This is a genomic window from Pseudomonas sp. EA_105y_Pfl2_R69, assembly GCF_963970915.1.
Classification (GTDB): domain Bacteria; phylum Pseudomonadota; class Gammaproteobacteria; order Pseudomonadales; family Pseudomonadaceae; genus Aquipseudomonas.
Window position 1 is genome coordinate 23,484 of sequence record NZ_CAXAOO010000007.1, and the last position, 19,268, is coordinate 42,751.

At 61.8% G+C, this 19,268-nt stretch carries 22 protein-coding genes; 14 read left to right on the plus strand and 8 right to left on the minus strand.

The features are described 5' to 3' along the window. Positions 1–221 precede the first annotated feature (221 nt). Complete coding sequence (locus AACY13_RS18335) at positions 222–848, plus strand: cupin domain-containing protein (protein WP_339463015.1); 627 nt, start codon at positions 222–224, stop codon at positions 846–848. Here the strand turns inward: AACY13_RS18335 and gcvA are convergent. After that, positions 837–1,769, minus strand: a complete 933-nt coding sequence (gene gcvA / locus AACY13_RS18340) for a transcriptional regulator GcvA (protein ID WP_339463016.1) — start codon at positions 1,767–1,769, stop codon at positions 837–839. The genes AACY13_RS18335 and gcvA overlap by 12 nt on opposite strands. Before the next feature lie 176 nt (positions 1,770–1,945). Between gcvA and AACY13_RS18345 the strand changes: the two genes are divergently transcribed. From AACY13_RS18345 to AACY13_RS18360, 4 genes are all read left to right on the plus strand, one after another. Continuing rightward, on the plus strand, positions 1,946–2,719 hold the full coding sequence (locus AACY13_RS18345; protein WP_339463017.1) for an SDR family NAD(P)-dependent oxidoreductase: 774 nt from the start codon (positions 1,946–1,948) through the stop codon (positions 2,717–2,719). A 13-nt stretch (positions 2,720–2,732) separates the two neighbouring features. Further along, entirely contained in the window at positions 2,733–3,068 is a 336-nt protein-coding gene (locus tag AACY13_RS18350; protein WP_339463018.1) for a carboxymuconolactone decarboxylase family protein, read from the plus strand. 52 nt (positions 3,069–3,120) lie between these two features. Beyond that, positions 3,121–4,200 (plus strand): flavin monoamine oxidase family protein, encoded by a 1,080-nt coding sequence (locus tag AACY13_RS18355; protein WP_339463019.1) that lies wholly within the window; start codon positions 3,121–3,123, stop codon positions 4,198–4,200. A gap of 136 nt (positions 4,201–4,336) precedes the next feature. Then, positions 4,337–4,816 (plus strand): VOC family protein, encoded by a 480-nt coding sequence (locus AACY13_RS18360; RefSeq protein ID WP_339463020.1) that lies wholly within the window; start codon positions 4,337–4,339, stop codon positions 4,814–4,816. A gap of 230 nt (positions 4,817–5,046) precedes the next feature. Here AACY13_RS18360 and AACY13_RS18365 read toward each other — a convergent pair whose 3' ends face one another. The 4 genes from AACY13_RS18365 to AACY13_RS18380 all read right to left on the minus strand — a co-directional run bounded on the left by AACY13_RS18365 (position 5,047) and on the right by AACY13_RS18380 (position 8,862). Then, positions 5,047–6,279 (minus strand): hypothetical protein, encoded by a 1,233-nt coding sequence (locus AACY13_RS18365; RefSeq protein ID WP_339463021.1) that lies wholly within the window; start codon positions 6,277–6,279, stop codon positions 5,047–5,049. Positions 6,280–6,405: 126 nt separating this feature from the next. Then, positions 6,406–6,783: a VOC family protein gene (locus AACY13_RS18370; protein ID WP_339463022.1), complete on the minus strand. Its 378-nt coding sequence runs from the start codon at positions 6,781–6,783 to the stop codon at positions 6,406–6,408. Beyond that, positions 6,780–8,402: a GMC family oxidoreductase gene (locus AACY13_RS18375; RefSeq protein ID WP_339463023.1), complete on the minus strand. Its 1,623-nt coding sequence runs from the start codon at positions 8,400–8,402 to the stop codon at positions 6,780–6,782. Before AACY13_RS18375 ends, AACY13_RS18370 begins: the two co-directional genes overlap by 4 nt. Continuing rightward, the gene (locus AACY13_RS18380) at positions 8,395–8,862 is read right to left on the minus strand and encodes a hypothetical protein (protein ID WP_339463024.1); all 468 of its coding nucleotides are present in this window, start codon (positions 8,860–8,862) and stop codon (positions 8,395–8,397) included. The genes AACY13_RS18375 and AACY13_RS18380 overlap by 8 nt, the downstream gene beginning before the upstream one ends. A gap of 499 nt (positions 8,863–9,361) precedes the next feature. On the opposite strand from AACY13_RS18380, the gene AACY13_RS18385 reads away from it, so the two are divergent. Next, positions 9,362–10,171, plus strand: coding sequence for a TlpA family protein disulfide reductase (locus AACY13_RS18385; RefSeq protein ID WP_339463025.1), 810 nt, complete (start codon positions 9,362–9,364; stop codon positions 10,169–10,171). A 297-nt stretch (positions 10,172–10,468) separates the two neighbouring features. On the opposite strand, the gene AACY13_RS18390 is transcribed toward AACY13_RS18385, so the two are convergent. Beyond that, positions 10,469–11,398 carry a LysR family transcriptional regulator gene (locus tag AACY13_RS18390; protein ID WP_339463026.1) on the minus strand — a complete coding sequence of 310 codons (930 nt, stop codon included), beginning with the start codon at positions 11,396–11,398 and terminating at the stop codon, positions 10,469–10,471. A gap of 144 nt (positions 11,399–11,542) precedes the next feature. Here AACY13_RS18390 and AACY13_RS18395 point away from each other — a divergent pair, with 144 nt between their 5' ends. From AACY13_RS18395 to AACY13_RS18415, 5 genes are all read left to right on the plus strand, one after another. Beyond that, positions 11,543–11,947, plus strand: coding sequence for a RidA family protein (locus AACY13_RS18395; protein WP_339463027.1), 405 nt, complete (start codon positions 11,543–11,545; stop codon positions 11,945–11,947). Positions 11,948–12,214: 267 nt separating this feature from the next. Next, positions 12,215–12,739, plus strand: coding sequence for a transporter suffix domain-containing protein (locus AACY13_RS18400; RefSeq protein ID WP_339463028.1), 525 nt, complete (start codon positions 12,215–12,217; stop codon positions 12,737–12,739). A 255-nt stretch (positions 12,740–12,994) separates the two neighbouring features. Next, positions 12,995–13,975 (plus strand): HlyD family secretion protein, encoded by a 981-nt coding sequence (locus AACY13_RS18405; protein ID WP_339463029.1) that lies wholly within the window; start codon positions 12,995–12,997, stop codon positions 13,973–13,975. Next, positions 13,965–15,008, plus strand: a complete 1,044-nt coding sequence (locus tag AACY13_RS18410) for an FUSC family protein (RefSeq protein WP_339463030.1) — start codon at positions 13,965–13,967, stop codon at positions 15,006–15,008. Before AACY13_RS18405 ends, AACY13_RS18410 begins: the two co-directional genes overlap by 11 nt. 43 nt (positions 15,009–15,051) lie before the next feature. Continuing rightward, positions 15,052–15,396 (plus strand): hypothetical protein, encoded by a 345-nt coding sequence (locus AACY13_RS18415; RefSeq protein WP_339463031.1) that lies wholly within the window; start codon positions 15,052–15,054, stop codon positions 15,394–15,396. Positions 15,397–15,406: 10 nt separating this feature from the next. On the opposite strand, the gene AACY13_RS18420 is transcribed toward AACY13_RS18415, so the two are convergent. Continuing rightward, complete coding sequence (locus tag AACY13_RS18420; RefSeq protein WP_339463032.1) at positions 15,407–15,958, minus strand: ATP-dependent zinc protease family protein; 552 nt, start codon at positions 15,956–15,958, stop codon at positions 15,407–15,409. A 203-nt stretch (positions 15,959–16,161) separates the two neighbouring features. Here AACY13_RS18420 and AACY13_RS18425 point away from each other — a divergent pair, with 203 nt between their 5' ends. Together AACY13_RS18425 and AACY13_RS18430 are read left to right on the plus strand one after the other, a co-directional pair. Next, the gene (locus tag AACY13_RS18425; protein ID WP_339463033.1) at positions 16,162–16,353 is read left to right on the plus strand and encodes a hypothetical protein; all 192 of its coding nucleotides are present in this window, start codon (positions 16,162–16,164) and stop codon (positions 16,351–16,353) included. 20 nt (positions 16,354–16,373) lie between these two features. Next, positions 16,374–16,892 carry an O-acetyl-ADP-ribose deacetylase gene (locus AACY13_RS18430; RefSeq protein WP_339463034.1) on the plus strand — a complete coding sequence of 173 codons (519 nt, stop codon included), beginning with the start codon at positions 16,374–16,376 and terminating at the stop codon, positions 16,890–16,892. Positions 16,893–16,926: 34 nt separating this feature from the next. Here AACY13_RS18430 and cls read toward each other — a convergent pair whose 3' ends face one another. Beyond that, positions 16,927–18,318, minus strand: coding sequence for a cardiolipin synthase (cls, locus tag AACY13_RS18435; protein ID WP_339463035.1), 1,392 nt, complete (start codon positions 18,316–18,318; stop codon positions 16,927–16,929). Between the two features lie 362 nt (positions 18,319–18,680). On the opposite strand from cls, the gene AACY13_RS18440 reads away from it, so the two are divergent. Further along, the gene (locus tag AACY13_RS18440) at positions 18,681–19,190 is read left to right on the plus strand and encodes a disulfide bond formation protein B (protein WP_339463036.1); all 510 of its coding nucleotides are present in this window, start codon (positions 18,681–18,683) and stop codon (positions 19,188–19,190) included. Positions 19,191–19,268 lie beyond the last annotated feature (78 nt).

Sequence of the window (19,268 nt, forward strand, 5' to 3'; positions counted from 1 at the left end):
ATTTGAACGGTCTTTGTTGAGCGGTGCTGCCCCACGAAGATTTTCTTTGCAGGTGGGGAAGAATACTTCGGTCGCCCGTAGCCTCTATTGCCAGGATCATATGCGCCAGGCATCGACGAAGCCGACCTGCCCCAGTTTCGGAGCGGGATACCCTTCAACCACACACTGACTACACAGATGCTGGTGGTCGGTAATAGGGCCAGACTGTGATTCCAGAGCGCTTGAACAACGACCTCTCGCAGCGCGCGATCATGCACGGCGCTAGCTTGCCCTGGACCGCCAGCCCACTGCCTGGTGTAGAGCGGCGCCCGCTATATCGCCTGGGAGGTGAGCAAGCGCGAGCCACCAGCCTGGTGCGCTACGCACCGGGAAGCCATTTCAGCGCGCACTTGCACTCGGGTGGCGAGGAGTTTCTGGTCATCGATGGCGTGTTCGAGGATGAACATGGTCGCTATCCCGCCGGCAGCTACGTGCGTAATCCGCCTGGCAGCCGGCATACCCCAGGGGCGAGCAAAGGCTGCATGATCTTTGTGCGGTTGCGCCAGTTCCACAGCGAAGACCGCGAGCAACTCGCCACCGAATTGAACGTCCACGGCGACCAGTTGTTGTTCGAGAATCGCCATGAGCGCGTCTGGATACAGGCGATTCAGGCCAATGCACGCATAGAGCTTTCCAATCCGCGTGGGCTGGAGTTACTGGTGCTCGACGGTGCGGTTGCTGGAGAGGATTTTCTGTTGCAACCACTGAGCTGGATGCGGCTGCCGCCGGGCATGCCATTCGAGGCCAAGGCAGGCACTGGCGGTGCCCGCCTGTGGGTTAAGGATGCTGCACCAGATTTAGGTATCTGACGCAACCTTGGCGACTTCGCTGAGCAACCAGTCGCGGAAGGCCTGCACTTTCGGTAGTTCACCACTCTCGGGGCGACACACCACGTAATAGGCCTGAGTCAGCGGGCAATCCAGGCCTTTATCGGCGAAGGGACGAATCAACCGACCCGCCTCCAGATCGTCCTTGACCATCACGCTGCGCGCCAACGCCAGCCCCTGACCGTCTATCGTCGCTTGCAGCACGGCTGCCGAGTTGTTGATGCGCAGACCGTGATCTGTCTTCACATGGCCATTGCCTGAAGCATCCAGCCACATTCGCCAGGTTGGATAGTCGGGGGAGCTGGCCATCGTCAGATCATGGATCAGCGTGCAGCGTGATATCGCCTCGGGCGGCAGGCGACCGTCTTCCAATAGCGGATAGCCCGGCGCGCAGACCGGAAAAATCACTTCGTCCATCAGGCGAACGGCACTCAGGCCGGGCCAGTTGCCGGCACCGTAGCGCACGCCGACATCGATGCGTTCAGCCTGGAAATCCACCGACCGTGAGTTGGTGTCCAGTAGTACGTCCAGATCCGGATAGGCCTGCTGGAAACGCTCGATGCGCGGTAGCAGCCATTTCGACGCGAAGGCTGGGCTTACGGTGATGGTCAGTTCGGCATGCACGCCTGCATCCTTGAGCCGAGCCAAGCCCAAGTTCAGCCGCTCGAATCCCTCTCGGATATCGGGCAGCGCCGACCGAGCCGCGTCAGTCAGCAGCAGACGTGCAGAGCCACTGGCTGCGCGAGTGAACAGGGCGATGCCGAGCCACGACTCCAGATTACGCACCTGTTGCCCCACCGCCGCTGGAGTGACGTTCAGCTCAGCTGCGGCGGCAGAAAAGCTCTGATGGCGCGCCGCGGCTTCGAAGGCGCGCAGGGCATTGAGGTAAGCAGGTGTCGTCATTGAAAGAAATTCTATCTCGTGAGGAAAAATCTTATGCGTTGTTGGGGATGCCGGGTGAATCAACAATGCGCATCAGGTCGGCAGCCAGACATCGCCAAGATAGCAGATGTCGGAGCTTCCTCAAGGCCTGGATAGCCATCATTCCTTGCGCTCAGCACCACTGAAGAGGTCAGAATATGAAAAGTTTTTCTAACAAGGTAGCCATCGTCACCGGCGGCAGTTCGGGCATCGGCAAGGAAGTTGCCAAGCGTCTGGTGGAAGCTGGCGCGTCGGTAATTATCGGCGGTCGCGACGCGGTCAAACTGGCGCAGGCTGCCCGCGAGATCGATGCCAGTGGCAGCCATGTGCGTACCTTGGCCGGCGACATCGCCCAACCCTCCACCGCTCAGGCGCTGGTCGATTTGGCGGTAAGTGAGTTCGGTGGTGTGGACATCCTGGTCAACAACGCCGGGGTCTTCAATCCGAAGCCGTTCCTGGAAGTAAATCCGGCCGAGTACGACTGGTTTCTCGATACCATCCTCAAGGGCAAATTCTTCATGGCCCAGGCTGCAGCCAAGGCCATGCAGCAGCGCGGTGGTGGTGCCATCGTACAAACCGGCTCGCTGTGGGCCATCCAGGCTATCGGTGCCACACCCTCGGCTGCTTACTCCGCCGCCAATGCCGGCGTGCATGCCCTGACCCGCAACCTGGCCATCGAGCTGGCCGCCTCGAATATCCGCATCAACACCGTAGCCCCGGCCGTTGTCGAGACTCCGGTATACGGCACCTTTATGGATGCGGAGCAGGTCAAGGAAGTGCTGCCGACCTTCAACGCCTTCCACCCGCTGGGGCGCAACGGCCAACCTGGCGATGTGGCGTCGGCCATCTTGTTCCTCGCCTCGGAACAAGCCTCCTGGATCACCGGCACCGTACTGCCTGTCGATGGTGGCGTCACCGCTGGCCGGAACTAAAGGACCCATGCAGATGAAGAGCTGGAAAGACTATTTCGCCAACCTTATGAACCGCGTCGGTGAGTTCGGCAAGTTGGCTCCGGAGGCTATGCGCGGGCTGAACACGCTCGGGAGCGTGCCAGCCAAGCACCTGGAGCCGAAAACCCATGAGCTGATCGCACTGTGCGTCGCAGTGACGACTCGTTGCGATGGTTGTATCTCGGTACACACCCAGGCAGCGCTGAAGCATGGCGCGACCAGGGAAGAAATTGCCGAGGCCTTGAGCGTGGCCATCGCACTGAACGCCGGGGCAGCGCTGACCTACAGTGCTCGGGTGTTCGACGCCGTCGCGGCCTTCGACAAGCCGTGATGATCTGCGGGTGCCTCATTGCACCCGCTTTTTTGTTTTGCTGGAGTCATTCATGCGCAAGCAAAAGATCGCCATCGTCGGCGCTGGCCTGGCCGGCGTTTATGCCGCTTACCGTCTACACAAGGCCGGAATCGACTTTGACCTGTTCGAAGCGCGTAACCGCCTGGGCGGCCGCATCCATTCAACGGAAGGAGGTCTTGATCTAGGGCCAGCTTGGTTTTGGCCGGACTTTCAACCCCACATGCATGGCCTGGTAGCCGAGCTGGGCCTGTCCTCGTTCGCGCAACACGAGCAGGGCGATGCGCTGCTCGAACGCGGGCTGGGACAGCTAATGCGCCGCCAGGGCTATCCCTCGGGGAATTTATCGATGCGTATAGGCGGCGGCACGATTCGGCTGATCGATGCGCTGGCAGCCAACTTGCCCAGCGATTGCATCCATCTCAACACACAGGTGCTTGCAGCCACACTGGACGAGACCGGCATAGCGCTGCGTCTTAGCGCCGGATATTGCGAACCACACTCTTACAGCCACATTTGGCTCGCTATACCGCCACGTCTCGCAAGCCGCATCGCATTCGCACCGCAATTGTCACAAGGCAGCATAGGGCAACTGTGCGCAGTGCCGACCTGGATGGCGGCGCATGCCAAGTATGTAGCGCGTTATTCGCAACCATTCTGGCGCGAACAGAAGTTGTCGGGTGACGCGTTCAGTACCGTCGGCCCGCTCGGTGAAATCCACGATGCAAGCAATGGCGAAGCTGCGGCGCTGTTCGGGTTCTTTGCCATCGACGCTGCCCGGCGAGAACAGTTCAGCGACGCGGAACTCCGAGCCCTGTGCCGGACGCAGCTGATTCGCCTGTTCGGCGAGGAGGCGGGCACTCCATTGGAAGACAGGGTTCAGGACTGGGCTGCAGACCCACTCACTGCAACGGCGGCTGACCAAACACCCCCTCGTTGGCATAGCCTTCACGATTTAACCAAAGCGTTTGAACGTCCTTGGGTAGATCGGCTGGCTCTGGTCGGTAGCGAGGCTGGCGGCGAACAAGGGGGATACATGGAAGGGGCCTTGCTGGCAGTAGATGCAACCTTGCAGCGGGTGCTGGAGCTACCTTCAACAGACATTGCCGGATGACTGCTTCTGACCGCTTTCTGCCTACCACCGACCACCTGTTCCAATTCGACAGTAGGCATCAAGCATGCTCTGCCGCTACTCCAGGCTATCTTCGCGGCTAGAATCCACGGGGCAATCCCAATACTGGAGAACCAGGATGATCAGCAAAAATATGATTTGCCTCTGGTACGACGGTACCGCGCTGGAGGCTGCGACCTTCTACGCCAAGACGTTCCCGGACAGCGCGGTAGGCGCGGTCCATCGCGCGCCTGGCGACTATCCTGCGGGCAAGCAGGGTGATGTCCTGACGGTTGAGTTCAGCCTGATGGGCATCCCCTGCCTGGGCCTGAACGGGGGGCCGGTGTTCAAGCATAACGAGGCGTTCTCGTTTCAGGTGGCCACTGACGACCAAGCCGAAACGGACCGCTTGTGGAACGCGATTGTCGAGAACGGCGGCGAGGAAAGCGCATGCGGCTGGTGCAAGGATAAATGGGGCCTATCGTGGCAGATCACGCCACGGGTATTGACCGCCGCGATCGCCAATCCTGATCGTGCGGCGGCCAAGCGTGCGTTTGCAGCCATGATGAATATGCGAAAGATCGACATTGCTGCGATCGAGGCTGCGCTGAAGGCTTAACCGGCACTGCCGGCCCCCTATTAACGTCCGTTTTGGCCGCTGAACGTGCGCGGGTCATAGATACAGTCGTACACCTCGACAACCTTGATCTGCTTTACGGCCTGGTGGTTGGGGTTAATGACCAGGTTACGCTCCAGAGCCAGCACGGCAGACGGGACGATCAGTCCCAGGTGGCTACTGGTCTTTAGCCAGGCAAGGAGGCAGAACGGCCATTCACATCGAGGTGGGCGCTATGGCCCGCTCTGTGGTTGCAGGGTAATGGTGCAGATGTTCTTGCCCTGGACCACCGATTGCTCCACCGCCAGGATGCGGAACGTCGTACCTGGGGCGAAGGTGTACTCGACCTTCGTCGGGTCGTCCGAGAGCGGCGTGATATAGCTTGCCGTATCCCAGACCCAGGCACCTGCGGGCGGCTCGGCAACCAGGACGATACCGTTCTGGTAGGTCATCGCCTCATCCAGCGAATCGCCGAAGCTCCAGACCATCTTGGTGGTGATCAACAGGCCAGGCTGGAGATAGGTGTCCAGTGCTGCCTGCAACGGAATCTCCAGGCTGACGCTGGTTGGCCCTGCATTTAGCGGGCACTGGAGAAACTCGATGCCGAAGTGCTCGGTGCCCAGCTGGGAGATATCCACCTGGCCACTGAACAGAAGCGGCTGACTGACGAGGCTGGTGCGCGGCATGGCCTCGAAAGCAGCGCTCAACAGCCGGTTCTCGGTGGCGCTGAAACGCTGCAGCTCGGAAGCGACCTGCGCCAGTTGCGCCTGCACATCCTCCAGCGACGAGGCCGGTGTCATCATAAAGGAGTTCATGTAATCGACGTTCTGCGGCGTGTAGGTGCCCCAGTTCGACGCCCATATCGCTGCCGCGATGCTGGGTTGGTCCAGGGGATAAGGCGGTTCGCCCATCGCGCTGTATTCGAAGATTTTCATCAGCACCAGGCGCGTGAACGAGGCGGTCGTCCAATCGTAGACCGCCATCGCCAACTGGAAGCTGTACGGCGAAAACGGGAACAGCTGCTGACCAAGCGCCTCGATCTGCGCAGTAGTCTTGCCAGGCGCGTCCGGGATGTTCTGATAAGGCACGTATTTTTCGGCAATCATCCGGTCGAGGTACGCGGCGTCCTCGGCGGATACTGCCGGCAAGGGTTTCAGGCGGCCGGACAGCGCACTCCCCGCCCCCGCCCTGGCCACGCTGAAACTGCCGTCGCCGGGCAGCGTCAGCGCCAGCGTTACGCTGGGTGCCGGGGTGTAGTCGAGAGTCGCGCCGTTGAAGTCGACGAAATCCATGACCGGCCCGGTAGGGAAACCGTTCTGAAAGTCGGTAACGTCCAAGAATCCCTGGCCGGCCACGATCAACCGGCAGGACACACCTTTACCGCCGCGCATCGTCTCCAGCGGCAGACCGTCGCTGAACCACAAGGCCAGGCCTTGCGGGTTGTTGATACTCTGAAACTGCCACATATACACGCTCCTTCGCATGGATCACGCATGTTCGGGCGCGTACAGGCAGAGGCTTCACGCCACGCACCTGGCAGCGTCTCTACATGCTGCACGGAGAGATGCAGCGCCCGTCTTTTCGGAAGGCTTCTACTGCACGCTCTTGTCGTCTTGCCAAAGGCCGAAGGCATTGCTCAGCGGGTCGCGCAGCTCGGCAAAGTAGCCCACGCCCGGTACCGGCGTCTTGCCCATCACCACCCTGGCACCCAACGCTTGCGCGCGCGCCAGGTAAGCGTCAATGCCAGTCACGCTGTAGTACTGCACCGGCGTTGCTGGCGTACCGGGGCCAGCCATGATGGCTAGATACGCAGTCTGCGGAGTACAGCCGTCGGCACCGGTGATTTCCCAGAAAGCGTTCGGCGGTTGGTGGCGGAAATGCCACTCGGGAAACAATTCGGCATAGAACCTCTTGCCGGTTTGCTCGGCATCGTCGGGGATGATGCAGTGGAAGTTCAGCGTGCCGGTCATAGTGCGACCTGCGCAGGAACCCGCGCGGACGAGTTGCCCGTCAGGCGCGCCAGAGCTGTATTGCCGTACATCACCCGCATCGCCAGGGCGACCAGGGTCAGTGTCGGGTTGGCGGCCGGTAGCGTCGGCATCACGCTGTTGCTGACGACAAACAGATTGTCCACGCCGAACACCTGCAGCTCCGGGCTGACCACGCCGGCGCTCTCATCGTTGGCCATGCGTGTGGTGCACGCCACATGGTCGCCGCGTTGCGGATAGGTTCCCCAGGTGACGTTCTGGCACCCCATCTTGGTCAGTACGTGCTGCAGTATCCCCACGTAGCCCTGCGCGGCCGCGGGATCGTAGAGCGGCATAGGCGTATCGATGAGCGTGCGCGGCAGGCCGAAGCGCGTATAACCCGTGGTCGCGCTGACGCGATTGCCATGCTGCGGCAGCGCCGAGAGATTGCCGTAGAGCTGAAACGCCGCGGGGGCGCTGCAGGCCGCGCGGATCTGCTCCGCAGTCTGCCCCTGGGCCATCAACAGTCCCAGATCGGTATTCGGCGTCTCGTAGTTCATCGAGATAAAGAACTTGCCCTTGCGCTGGTAGGCCGGCGTATCGAAGGCCCGCGAGCACAGGCTGGGAAACCCCAGCTCCTCCTCGAACGTCAGGGGGTTGGCCCGTATCCCCGAGGCGAAGAAGAACTGCGTTGCACTGACGAAACGCCCGACCAGATCGCTGTCGTTGCCGATGCCGTTCGGCCAGAAGCTGGACCTCGAGGTCTGCAGCAGCTTGGGAATCTCGAAAGCGCCGCCGCACAGAATCACGGCCTGGGCGTCCAACTCCACGCTGCAGCCTGTCTTCAGATCGGTGTAGGTGACGCCGGCAACCTGCTGCTTGCTACGCATGCGGATAGCCGTCACCACGGCGTCGAGGCGCAGACTCACATGGGCATTGCCGCTCAGCAGCGCCAGCGGCTGGTCGCCGGTGAAACGCCCGCCTACCGGACAATAGTCGCAGGTGCCGGTGGTCCTACAAGGCCCGACTTCGCCCTGGGCTTTGCCATAGCGCGCCATGGGCAGATGGCCGTAACCGATCCCCAGTTGCTCGAATGCCTTGATGAAAGGCCCCGCCGAGATCGGATAGGGTGCCGCGCCATAGGGATAAGGCCGGCTGCGCGGAGGCTGCTGGTCGTCCGAATTACCGCTGGCACCGAGGTACTGCTCTGCCTGAGTGTAGAAAGGCTCCAGGTCGTTGTAGCCGAAGGGCCAGTCGATCCCCTGGCCGGTATTGCTGTAAAGAGCGAAGTCCTCGGGCATAAATCGAGGCACCCAACCGCCCCAATGCAGGGTGGTGCCGCCCGCCCCGAAGATCCGTCCCCCCACGATATTCCAGGGATGCTCGCCAGTGGCGACGAAGTCGTCGGGTTGATCGTAATAGGCGGCGTAAGGCGCATTGCTGGTTCCACCGCCCCGCGCCACCTGATGGAACCACCATCCCGGATCGGCCATGGGGATACCGGGGCCGCAATCCAGAATAACGACGCCATCCAGCGCAGAAAAATAACGGGCCATAAGGCTGCCCGCCAGGCCCGAGCCAACGATCACGATATTGGCCGATTCTCTTCTCGATTCAGACATCGCCGCCTCCTTGGCTCGAACGCCCGTCGTCTGCCGTCCCGCTGCTCGCGAGCGCCCGATAAGGCGGCGGCGTTTGCAGGAAACTTCCACCGCCCATCCAGCCGTTGTAATTCACGAACCCGAAGGTTCTGAACCCACCGAATGCGATGTTCCAGCGCATAAACTCCAACAGCACAAAGTTGGCGATATTGCTCGGGTTGGATGACTGGTAGCGATTTTCGGCCAGCAAGGCGGCCAACGCAGGCGGCGGAGAGCCGTATTGCGCGAGCAATCGTTGGTACTCAGCAATCGTCTGCTGGTAATAGCCCAGATAGGCCGAGTCCCGCTGTACCTGCCACTGAAGCGCCTGGTGAAACTGCGCCTGAGGCATCGAGCAGTTGGCCGCGGTCCCCCAGTTCTCGCCGATATAGACGAATACGCTCCAGAGCACATCGGTCTGTGTATCGTTCAACTGGATCATCCCTGTCCTACCTCCCTGTTCGAGCGGCCTGACGATGCCCAATCCATCAGGCTGCCTGTCATCGTCCGCCGAGCCACATCCGTGAATATAAGGCCTCGTGCCTGAGGCACTAGCCTGTCATGGCATAGCCATACAGGCTGCCACCATCCAGGTAGGCTAGATCAATAATCCGCATCGCGCTCTTCCTCGGATGTTGAAGCCCGGTTGATCACCCTCTGCGATCCGTCCTTGCGACAGCCGCTAGCCGGGCTAGCAGGTCCAAGGCCGCGGCCTTCAGCGGTGGGGATACGCCAGAGGCGCTCGGTCATCGAGCCAGCTGGTCCGTGGCCACGCCAGCCCCTGAGTCGCGCACGCTAAAGCAGGTATTATCCCCGCACACTCAGGTTGACTGCGGAGCCTGAGGCATGGCGATGCTGCTGAGGGCCGCCGCCATACAGCCGCTCAAGGTGGATGCCGAGCCGTTTCTGCAAATTTGGATCAATACCCAGGAGCGTGGTTGATGTTAACGATCGATATCGGGCCGCTGGCACTCAGCACCGCCCATGTGCTGTTGATGATCAGCCTGCTGTTGGCGATTTTCACCGGTTGGTATGTTGGTCGGCGTAGCGCGGTAAATCCCGAGAAACAGCTGTTTCGTTTGCTGTTGGTGGCCCTGCTGGTCGCCCGGCTGGCCTTCGTTGCCGTCTACTTCGAGCACTACCGCGACCAACCTTGGCAGGCTCTGGATATCCGTGACGGCGGCTTTATCGCCTGGCCCGGCCTACTGGCAGCCCTGCTGCTAGGTGCCTGGCAAGCCTGGCGCACGCAGGCCATCAGAAAGCCGCTGGCCTGCGCATTGGCGGTAGGAGTGTTGAGCTGGGGCCTAGGCAGCCTGACCCTGCAAGGGCTGGAGCAAGGCACCCGCCTGCCACCGCTGTCCTTTAGAGACATCAACGGCACCACCGTGGCGCTGGAGGACTATGTCGGCAAGCCCGTGATAGTCAACCTCTGGGCCAGCTGGTGCCCGCCGTGCCGCCGCGAAATGCCGGTGTTGGCCGAAGCGCAGCGCGATAACCTCGAGCTGACCCTGCTGTTCGTCAACCAGGGTGAAGGCCAGGGTGTGGTTAACCAGTATCTGGATGCCGAAGCCCTGGGGCTGGACAACGTGCTGCTCGACAGCGGCGGCCGCATGGGCCAGCACGTCGGCTCCATGGCGCTGCCCAGCACCCTGTTCTACGACGCCGAAGGTCGCCAGGTGGGCAGCCACCTGGGTGAGCTCTCCCGCGCCAGCCTGGCTCACGCACTTGAAGTATTGAAGAAGGCCCACTAACCATGAAAACCCTGATCAATCTCCCGGTCATGGTTTCGCTTTTAACCCTACCGACCGTGCCCCTGCTTCAGGCCCAAGAATGGCCAGCCGCGATCAAGGCAGTCGAAGCGCGCGGCACCGCAATTGTCGAGCGTTTCGACGCCCACACATGCTCACCCCCCCCCCAATTACAGGCGCGGTGGTCCCCAATTACGGTGGCCACTGTATAACCACCTGTGTCTCCCGACACCTGTTACCTATGCCTCCCGGCTGAACACACGGCGCATCCTACGCAAGCAGGCCCTCACACTTAAGCGCCTATCGCCCCCCGAGCCGGTTGGCGAGCGGCGCATGCTGCGCCATCAGCTCGGCGACCCACTCGATAAATACGCGCAGCTTGATGCTGATATGCCGGTTCGGCGGAAACGCCACGTACAGCGGCATCGGATCGAGACGCCAGCCCTCGAACAGGGGGACCAACTGGCCCTGCGCCACATGGGGCGCGGACATATAATCCGGCAGCCAAAGAATCCCCATGCCCGCCAGACCGGCCGCCAGATAGGCGTTGCCATCGTCCACCGCCAGCACGTAGCGGCCCTGGATATGAATACGCTCGCCGTTGCTGTGCATGGCATACGGCAGGGCTTTGCCGGTGCGTGCCCAGAGGAAGCCGACGATACGATGCGGCGAGTCTTCCAGTTCGCGCGGGTGCGCGGGCGTGCCCAAGCGTTGCAAGTAGCTCGGCGCGGCATAAACGCCCAGCTGCAGGTCGCCGACCCTTCGTGCCATCAGCGACTGATCCGTCAGCTCGCCCCCGCGCACGACACAATCCACCTTCTCGCCAATCAGGTCGACGATACGGTCGCTGACGCCCATATCGATCTGGATATCGGGGTAGCGCGCATGAAACGCCGGCAATGCCGGCACAAGAATCATGCTGGCCAGCGGGCTGGGTACATCCACCCGCAGCCGACCTCTGGGCACCGATGAAGCACCGGACAGGCTGGTTTCGGCATCGTCCAGATCGTCCAGCAGCCTTAGCACGCGCTCGTAGTAGACCGCTCCATCAGCCGTCAGGTTGACCTTGCGGGTGGTGCGGTTGAGCAACTTGACGCGCAAGCGCGCCTCCAGTTGCTGCACCAGCTGGGTCACGCTGGTTTTGCTCATATGCAGGGTTTCGGCCGCCTTGGTAAAGCTGCCTGCCTCCACCACACGGGCAAATGCCTGCATCGCATCGAAACGGTCCATTTTCTATCCCATCGTCGCCTGGATTGTTTGGATTCTACAAACAGTGATAGCCAGAGTTGCTGGTTTATCGGCCTAACGCAACGCCCTACAGTCTCTTCATCGTTAACAAATCGGGGCGCTACCGACCCCATGATGGAGGTACCCATGAACCAGCGTGACGTTGTATTCCCGCCAGGCCGCCAGGCGCTTTATGAGCGCAATCGCTATTCCCCGGCGATCCGCAGCAATGGCTTCTTGTTTGTCTCGGGACAAGTCGGTAGCCGTGAAGACGGCTCACCCGAACCCGAGCTGGAGGCGCAGGTGCGCACTGCGTTCAACAACCTGAATGCGATTCTGGGAGCCGCCGGCGGCAGCTTTGATGATGTGGTCGACGTGACCGTCTTTATGGTCGATCCGCAAGCGACGTTCGAAAGGATCTGGAAAGTGGTCCCGGAATTCTGGGGTAGCGCGCCGCACCCGACCATAACCGCCGTCGGCGTGACCTGGCTGTATGGCTTCCAGTTCGAGATCAAGGTGATCGCCAAGCTGCCGGAAACCGCCAGCCGCTGATTCGAACGCGGCAGAGCCCAGCAGGCGCTTTCGCCATGTCCCACTATGCTTCGGCGTTCGCACTCGGTGAGTTTCTTGCTCCCTGTTTACGTCTCACGAGCCAACCTGGAAAGCCGCTCCTGATACCGCCCAGCGGTTGCTGCCAGCGGCTCAGCGGCTCGCCTGCGCAGCTCAATAAAGCTTAGTCAGGCTTGTTTTGTTCTCGATATTTAGCCGATAGTTGCGGGGTTTAAGGCCAAAAAAAATTGCAAGGGAAGGTACGACTCAATGAGTACAGCGCAGAACACAGTCCAGCCCACATCCGCCCATTGGCGCTTCAAGCTTGGCATTGCGATTATCTGTTTGATCCCGGCTCTGTGGCTTCTGGTGCCGCTGGCGGCCGCAGCGGATGTGCCAGGCTCCAAGGTGGCGGCGCTCTCGGGGGCGCTGTTTATTCTCAATAAAATTCTCCTGCTGCTGGTCATCGCCATCATGGGCAAGGCGGGTTTTCAGGAGTTGAAGCAGCATATCTACGGCTATATGTCTTCGATGGTGCCGAGCACCGAGGTTGAAATTGGCCCGCTGCGCCATCGTATTGGCCTGGTGATGTTCTGCCTGCCGCTTATTTCGTCCTTTCTCGAACCCTATATCGATGCTGTCGCTCCCGGTCTGCGGCCCAATAGCTGGGCACTGCAGATGCTCGGCGATGCTTTGCTGATCGGCAGCTTCTTTGTCCTGGGGGGCAATTTCTGGGAGAAGCTGCGCGCACTGTTTATTCGGACCGCGCGGGTCACCAGCGCGGATCCTGCCTGAACCCGTCTGGCCTGAAGGCCCGCGCCTGGAGCGTGGCCCTCAGGCCGCCTAGCCAACCGTTGCGGTTGCTACATCGTCCTTACGGAAATCTATATGTCTGAAGCACCAGAGCAGCCTGATCGTACTCCGCCGCCCGCGGCCGAGACAGCGGCCCTCCCCCCTGCCGAAAGCCCCGCCCCTCAGCCTAATCCGCTACGCCGTGTTGCGTTGATCGTCGCGTTGGTTGTCGTCACGCTGTTTGCGCTGTCCATCCTGATGGAACGCAGTACCCCTTCCACCTCGCAGGCTGTGGTGCAAGGCTATGTGGTGCAGATGGCCTCCGAAGTGGGTGGTCGCGTGGTGGAAATCGCGGTACTCGACAATGCGCGGGTGGAGGCCGGTCAGCTGCTGTTCCGCATCGATCCGCAGCCCTACAAAATTGCCGTTGCCGAAGCAGAGGCGCGCCTAGAACAGACAGGCCAGGCTCTGGGGGCCAACACCGCATCGGTCGATGCGGCCCATGCCCAGGCGGTGTCTGCCCGTGCCCAGCGCGACAATGTACGCGAGCAAGCGCGTCGGGTGAGGCAACTGGTTGAACGCGGCGTATACGCCCGGGCGCGGCTTGATGAAGCCACCGCGTCGTTGAGTTCCGCCGAGGCCGCCGTGGCCAAGGCGCAGGCCGATTTGCAACGCGCACGTCAGGAGCTGGGGCCAACGGGTACGGATAATCCTCAGTTCAAACAGGCGCTCGCGCAACTGGAGAAGGCGCGACTCGATCTGGTACGTACCGACATCAGGGCCCCTGCTGACGGGGTTATCACCAATCTGCAGCTGGCCGTCGGCCAGGTGGTCAGCCCCGGCCAGCCGGCTTTGACCTTTATCGACACCGGCACCGTATGGATTTCCGCAGCCTTTAAAGAAAACAGCCTGGAGCATGTGCAGGCCGATGATACGGCTGAGCTGGTGTTCGACGTTTTGCCGGGGCGTATTTTCAATGCACGGGTCGAGAGTGTCGGCTGGGGCGTTGCCCAGGAAGGCAGCAGCTCTTCGGCGCTGCCCTCGGTGCGCAACCAGAACGGCTGGGTACGTGACCCGCAACGCTTTCCCGTGCGCCTGGTGGTGCTGGAACCTTACCCGAAAGGCCTGCGCTACGGCTCACAGGTAAGCGTGGTGATTTACACCGGCGACAACCCGCTGGCGAATATGTTTGGCGCAATCACCGCGCGGCTTGTGGCCCTGCTGACCTATGTCAACTGAGGACTTGGCGGGCCCCTTCCCGGCAATCGATCTGGCGCGCGCCAAACGCCAGGGCTTGCGTGTCGCCCTGGCGGTGACGGTGGGTTTCAGCCTGGGCCTGATTAACGGCAGTGTGCTGCCCTTTCTCGCGCCCTTGTTTGCCGCCCAGTTCCTCCTGGCAAGCTACAGCCCGCCCGGTTTGCGTCAGGGGCTGGGTACCGTGTTGCTGATCTTTATGGTTGGCGCACTGCTGATCTTCCTCACCGGCCTGCTCGGTGACCGGCCTTTGGTGCTGCTGCCGTTGCTGTGGCTGTGCTACTTCAGCTGTTTTTTCGCTCAGGGTCGCCAGGTGGGCGGCGCGGCACCGGCGTTGGTATTGGTGATCGCCATTGTGGTGCCGCTGCTCGACATCCTGCAGCGCAACCTGGGTGAGTCTATTGTGTTGATTCTGGCCGAGGCGGTCAGCATCGGTCTGCTCCTTACCTGGGGCGCTCACGCGCTGTTCCCGGACATCGGCCAGACCGAGGCCAACGCAACGCCTTTGGCACGCCTGGATCTGGCCAGGGTGACGCACCAGGCCATGGTCAGTGGCGCAATTCTGCTGGCGATGGTTGCGCTGTGTTTGATCGATCCGCGCCTGGCCACGGCGATGGTCATACCGATCACCGTCGCCTCGTTGCTCAGCCAATTTGAGCTGGGGATGAGCACGCGAGCGGCCGCAGGACTGATCGTGATCAACCTGCTGGGCGGGGTTGCGGCATCCCTGGCCTTTACCCTGACCGAGACCCGCCCCAGCCTTTGGCTGGTGACCCTCACCATGCTGCTGGTAAGCCTGCTATTTGCCGGCAAGGCGGTTACCGGGGCAACGACGGGCAAGGTGTTTGGCGGGGGGCTTACGACATTTCTGATTCTTTTCGGCCTTGGCGTTTCGCCATTGCCGGGCGAAACGCCGGAGCTGTTTTCCACGCGGATTGCCTATGTGCTGTTCGCGATTCTGTATGCCTTGTGCATGGCCAGCCTGTTCTGGCCCAGGCCGCGCGCAGCAAGCCACTAGCTTGCCCGTCAATCGCTGTACTGCTGCTTATCGGGTGCCGTTTATGCGCAATCTATGGAGCAAGTACCTGGCGCTGCTGAATGCAGACTTAAGCGCCAATATCTTCGATAACATCAAGAACCTGCTGGTCTGCGCGCTGCTATTTGCCGCCGGCACGGATGCCTTGCAGGGCGATCACCAGCTCTTCATGGGGCTTTGGGGCTCAACCCTGGCGGGTTGGGGCCTGATCATGCTGTCGGCGATTCTGCTGCTACTGAATATCAGCGACGGGTTGAACCGGCTGTCCAAACTGCGTCATCACCTCGCCTTGCAGATCATCCTGTTCCTGCTCTACCTGATCCTGGCTGTGCGCGTGGTGGAAATCGTCTGGAGCTTCAGGACCGTGTAGCCCGCGCCACTCAACCGGCCCGCGTACAGCTCGGCTGCCCTGCCGAATAGCGCACGCCGGGGCTGACCGCGGCGTTGAACTCCTTCAGCGCGGACGAGCCGATCAGCAGCGGAAACTCGAAGGCGCTACGGTCGGTCAGGTTGACCTCGATATTCTTCAGCTCGTCACCTACGCAGATATCCATCTCGATCACCGGGCGGGCGCTGTACAGCTGCTTGTCGCCCGGCTTGCGGTCATCGGCGCGACGTTTGATATAGCTCATGCGCGTCAGCGGTTTTTCGATGACCTGCGCCTGCTTGGCGCTTTCCAGGCCCAGCTGGAAGCGCACCCACTCGCCGCCGCCACGCTTGAATACTTCAATATTCTTGGCGCTGAGCGAGGCGGTTTCGGCACCGGTATCGAGCTTGGCGGGCAACTTGAGGGCCAGTTCATGCAGGGACACCTGCTCATGCAGCCCGTAGATCTGCGGCTGGTTGGCCATGGCACCGCTGGCGAACAGTGCGGCGCACAATGCCAATGCTGCCGTGACCTGCTTATGCGGCACGAAGGCGTGATTTGTCATGGCCAAACTCCATTGCGTGTAGAAAGTGCAGCCACGATATCGGCGCTGGCTGAACTGAAGCTGAATCGGCGGGACGCGCCAAGACACGCGCCACGAGACGGCCAGGCGGAGCGCCTCGACACTGGCGATAAATCGCCGATAGCAGCAAAATCCCGATACAAGCCGCGGTTATTTACCCGGATGCAGACAACGAGCGACAGCCCATGGTTCAAGCAAACCCCGCACCACCCGTCAGCGACGAGGAAGTTTTCGCCTATATGCAGCGCCAGTTGCGCTCCGGCCGGGTCAAGCCGAACGTGCTGGTACCCCTGGCGCAGAAGACTTTTCCCGATGCCGGCCACGAACAGATCGTGCGCTGTTTCAACCAGCTGGATTCGGCGCTGCTCAAGCGCTAAGGCTGTGTGAGGTAATCGCCATGGCGACCCTATTGCGCGCCCTGCAGGGCGATATCACCCGGCTCGCGGTAACGGCTATCGTCAATGCGGCGAACAGTTCGCTGCTGGGCGGTGGCGGCGTCGATGGGGCCATTCATCGCGCGGCCGGGCCGCAGTTGCTGGAGGCCTGCCGCCCGCTCGGCGGCTGCAACACTGGCGAGGCCAAGCTGACCCGGGGCTATCGACTGCCGGCGCAGTATGTCATCCATACCGTCGGCCCGATCTGGCAAGGCGGTAGCCGGGACGAGGCGCAGCGGCTCGCCGCCTGCTACCGCAACGTCCTGGCCATTGCCGCGCGCGAAGGCATGCCCAGCCTGGCCTTCCCCTGCATCGGCACCGGGGTCTATGGCTTCCCTGCCGAACAGGCGGCGCAGATCGCCGTGGCCACGGTGCGGGCTTGCCTGCCACACTGCCCGCAGCTCGAAGAGGTGCTGTTCTGCTGTTTTTCCAGCGCCGATCTTGAGCGTTATCAACGACTACTGAGCAAGGATCCATGCTGAAGTACCAGGCCCACAGCAACACCGCCGCCGGGGCTTATAGCCAGTATTCCCAGTGCCGTGCGAGCCACTCCTTGACGCGCACCTGCAGGCCGCGATCCTGCCAGGCCTGCAGGCTGATCTCGCGCGATTGAGCCAAGTCGGCACGGAAGGCTGCGCGCATCTGCTCGCCAAAGTCCGCCCCCAGCACCACCGCATTGACCTCCTGGTTATGCAGGAAGCTGCGCCAGTCGAGGTTGGTCGAGCCCACCGTGGACCAGACTCCGTCAATTACCGCGGTCTTCACATGCAGCAGGGCATCGTCGCGCTCGTACAGGCGTACCCCGGCCTCCAGCAACTCCTCGTAATAGGCCCGGCCGGCATGAAATACCAGCCAGGAATCGGTGCTACTAGGCAGCACCAGACGCACGTCCACGCCTCGTCCCACGGCGTCCTTGAGGGTTGCCAGCAATTGCGGGTCGGGGACGAAGTAGGCGTTGGTCAGCCAGATTTCGCTCTGGGCGCTGCGCAGGGCGGAAATCAGGGTGACGTAGATCAGGCTGTAGGGTTCGTCCGGAGAACTGCCGATGGCCCGCACCACCTCATCGCCGCGCTGCTCCAGCGGCGGGAAATAATGCCGCGCGCTGAGTTCCGGGCCTTTTTGCACGGCCCAGGTGCCGATAAACAGCTTCTGCAATTCAGCCACCACCGGCCCCTCGAGGCGCAGGTGGGTGTCGCGCCAGGGCAAGTCGCCGGACATCGGCGGCAGCTCGTCGAGATCGGGCGAGCTGCCGGAATAGACACTGCTGATATTGACCCCGCCGAGAAAGGCGATGCGTCCGTCGATCACCAGCAGCTTGCGATGGTCGCGCTGATTGACCTGCCAGCCGGCCTTGGCCGTCAGCGGGTTGACCGGGTTGAATTCGACGACCTGCACGCCGGCATCGCGCATCCGGGTAAAGAAGGCCGCGGACGTGCCCAGGGTGCCGACGCTGTCGCGGATCAGATGAACCTGCACCCCGGCCTGCTGCCTGGCAATCAGGGCATCGGCAAAGCGCTGACCGATCTCGCCATCGTCGAAGATATAGCTCTCCATGTTGATATGGTCCCGCGCCGCGTCAATGGCCTCGATCATCGACCGGTAGGTGGCGGGACCGTCCTGCAGCAGTTCGACCCGATTGCCCGCCGTCAGCGGACTGCCGACTATGGCCTGCTCGACGGCCAGGTGCAGGTCGAAGATATTGGTCTCCACACCCGAAGCCTTGAGCTTGTCGATGATGACCTGGCTGCGTGCCGGCGACAGCGGCCCGCCAGGGCCGGCTAGGCGCACCGGAGCATGGCTATGGGCCATGTCCGGTACCAGGATCGGCAAACTGCTGCAGGCCGACAGTGCGCCCAGGCTCAGAATCCCGGGCAGAAGTAGCGTTGCGATCCAGCGGTAGACAGGCATGTCCTATCCTCGGCAGATGGGGTGGCTGAGCGCCGGTGCATTTGCTATGGCTGGTTGCACCCCCGTCGCGTTGTCGATGCTCTTGCAGGCGCGGATCTCACTCCTCAGCGTAGCAACTGTGGTGCACTGGCACCTCCTAACTCGCCGGCCTGTTCAACGGCCTGTGGCGGACATGGCACGCAAGCTTATTCATCGCCTCCCAGTACTCTGAGACACCAAGACGCGGACAAATGCGTCCGGGCGGCATCCCGGGGTTGATCGTCCACTCGCTTGCCATCATCCTTGCGTTCGCCCTGCCGCTGGATCTGTCCACGGCGATACGTAAAGCCTTACGCCACTGCCGGCGTGCCATGGAGATTCGGATGACTCGCCCCACCCCATTGATTGCGCTGCTGGCCCTGATCGCCGCCGCCTGCTTTGTCATGCTCGGCGCGGCCCTGACCCTGCAGCACCAATTCGGCTGGGAGCCCTGCACCCTGTGCGTGCAGATCCGTCTATGGCTGGTCTGCGGCGGGGTTGTCAGTCTTTTGCTGCTGGCCTGCGAGGCGCTCGGCCTGCGCTGGCTGAGTCTGCTGCTATGGCCCCTGCTGCTGGCAGCCGGAGCCATGGCCGTCTACGACAACAGCCACCTGTTGCTGATCGAGACTGGCGTGCTGGAAAGCTTCAGCTGCTCGCCCTTCCCCTTCTATGCCTTCCAGTTGCCGCTGCATGACTACCTGCCCGAAGTGTTTATGAGTGCCGGGGTATGCGGACACAACGACTACAGCATCCTCGGCCTGCCCTTTACCGCCTGGACCTGGCTCAGCCTGGCGCTGCTGATGGGCCTGATCCTGTTCAGCGCCTGGCGGGCACTGCGCCAGGGACGCAAGTAACACCCGCCTATCCCGGCCGCCCTCCGGCCTGCGGAGGGCACAGCGCCATGGCGAGGAAAACAGGCGGATTATTGCCGA